The sequence below is a fragment of the Peptostreptococcus stomatis DSM 17678 genome (genome assembly GCF_000147675.1).
GTDB lineage: Bacteria > Bacillota > Clostridia > Peptostreptococcales > Peptostreptococcaceae > Peptostreptococcus > Peptostreptococcus stomatis.
Genome location: NZ_ADGQ01000014.1, coordinates 1 through 1,188 on the forward strand (window position 1 = coordinate 1; position 1,188 = coordinate 1,188).

General features: G+C 50.4%; 13 tRNA genes. All 13 read right to left on the reverse strand.

The features are described 5' to 3' along the window. Positions 1 to 7 precede the first annotated feature (7 nt). Positions 8 to 79, reverse strand: a tRNA-Glu gene (locus HMPREF0634_RS01370). Positions 80 to 117: 38 nt separating this feature from the next. Continuing rightward, positions 118 to 193: transfer RNA gene (locus HMPREF0634_RS01375), tRNA-Met, on the reverse strand. Positions 194 to 206: 13 nt separating this feature from the next. Then, positions 207 to 296: transfer RNA gene (locus HMPREF0634_RS01380), tRNA-Leu, on the reverse strand. A gap of 6 nt (positions 297 to 302) precedes the next feature. Continuing rightward, positions 303 to 377: transfer RNA gene (locus HMPREF0634_RS01385), tRNA-Asn, on the reverse strand. A gap of 7 nt (positions 378 to 384) precedes the next feature. After that, positions 385 to 458, reverse strand: a tRNA-Cys gene (locus HMPREF0634_RS01390). A 15-nt stretch (positions 459 to 473) separates the two neighbouring features. After that, positions 474 to 550: transfer RNA gene (locus HMPREF0634_RS01395), tRNA-His, on the reverse strand. Between the two features lie 5 nt (positions 551 to 555). Further along, positions 556 to 632: transfer RNA gene (locus tag HMPREF0634_RS01400), tRNA-Pro, on the reverse strand. 20 nt (positions 633 to 652) lie between these two features. After that, positions 653 to 729: transfer RNA gene (locus HMPREF0634_RS01405), tRNA-Ile, on the reverse strand. Between the two features lie 7 nt (positions 730 to 736). Beyond that, positions 737 to 810: transfer RNA gene (locus tag HMPREF0634_RS01410), tRNA-Met, on the reverse strand. 26 nt (positions 811 to 836) lie between these two features. Beyond that, a tRNA-Lys gene (locus HMPREF0634_RS01415) sits at positions 837 to 912 on the reverse strand. Positions 913 to 922: 10 nt separating this feature from the next. Beyond that, a tRNA-Gln gene (locus HMPREF0634_RS01420) sits at positions 923 to 997 on the reverse strand. A gap of 17 nt (positions 998 to 1,014) precedes the next feature. Beyond that, positions 1,015 to 1,091: transfer RNA gene (locus HMPREF0634_RS01425), tRNA-Arg, on the reverse strand. A 9-nt stretch (positions 1,092 to 1,100) separates the two neighbouring features. Beyond that, a tRNA-Gly gene (locus tag HMPREF0634_RS01430) sits at positions 1,101 to 1,175 on the reverse strand. Positions 1,176 to 1,188: the final 13 nt, after the last annotated feature.

The following is a 1,188-nucleotide window of genomic DNA, read 5'->3' on the forward strand; positions in this document are numbered from 1 at the left end:
AAAAAAGTGACTCCTAGGGGAATCGAACCCCTGTTACCGCCGTGAAAGGGCGGTGTCTTAACCGCTTGACCAAGGAGCCATACTAATTTGGCACACTTTTATTTGTAAGTTTTTTAATGGTTGCGGAGGAAGGACTTGAACCTTCGACCTTCGGGTTATGAGCCCGACGAGCTACCAACTGCTCCACCCCGCGATATTGTAATAAGTGGTGCCGAAGACCGGAATCGAACCGGTACGAAAGTATAAGTTTCGCAGGATTTTAAGTCCTGTGCGTCTGCCAGTTCCGCCACTTCGGCAATACATGGCTCCAAGGGTGGGGCTCGAACCCACAGCCTACCGGTTAACAGCCGGTTGCTCCACCATTGAGCTACCTTGGAATATAATTGGAGGCGACATCCAGATTCGAACTGGAGATCAAGGAGTTGCAGTCCACTGCCTTACCACTTGGCTATGTCGCCTCATAAAATACTATCTGGGGTGGATAAAGAGATTCGAACTCTCGATCTCCAGAGCCACAATCTGGCGCTTTAACCAACTAAGCTATACCCACCACAATGGTCGAGGTGAAGGGACTCGAACCCCCGGCCCCATGGTCCCAAACCACGTGCGCTACCAAACTGCGCTACACCTCGGCAATAGTATTTAAAAAATATGGTGGACCATCAGGGACTCGAACCCCGGACCTACCGGTTATGAGCCGGGCGCTCTAACCAACTGAGCTAATGGTCCACATAAGTAGCGGTAACGGGGCTCGAACCTGTGACCTTTCGGGTATGAACCGAACGCTCTAGCCAACTGAGCTATACCGCCATATTAATATTGTTTGTTTTAAAAAATGGTGGACCATCAGGGGCTCGAACCCTGGACACCCTGATTAAGAGTCAGGTGCTCTCCCAGCTGAGCTAATGGTCCACAATTTATTTGGCAGGGGATGAGGGATTTGAACCCCCGAATGTATGAGTCAGAGTCATATGCCTTACCGCTTGGCGAATCCCCTACATAAGATATATAAAATGGTGAGCGCACAGGGATTCGAACCCCGGACACACGCCTTAGAAGGGCGTTGCTCTATCCAGCTGAGCTATGCACCCACTTTATATTGGAGCGGGAAACGAGATTCGAACTCGCGACTTCGACCTTGGCAAGGTCGCGCTCTACCGCTGAACTATTCCCGCTCATTAAAATATG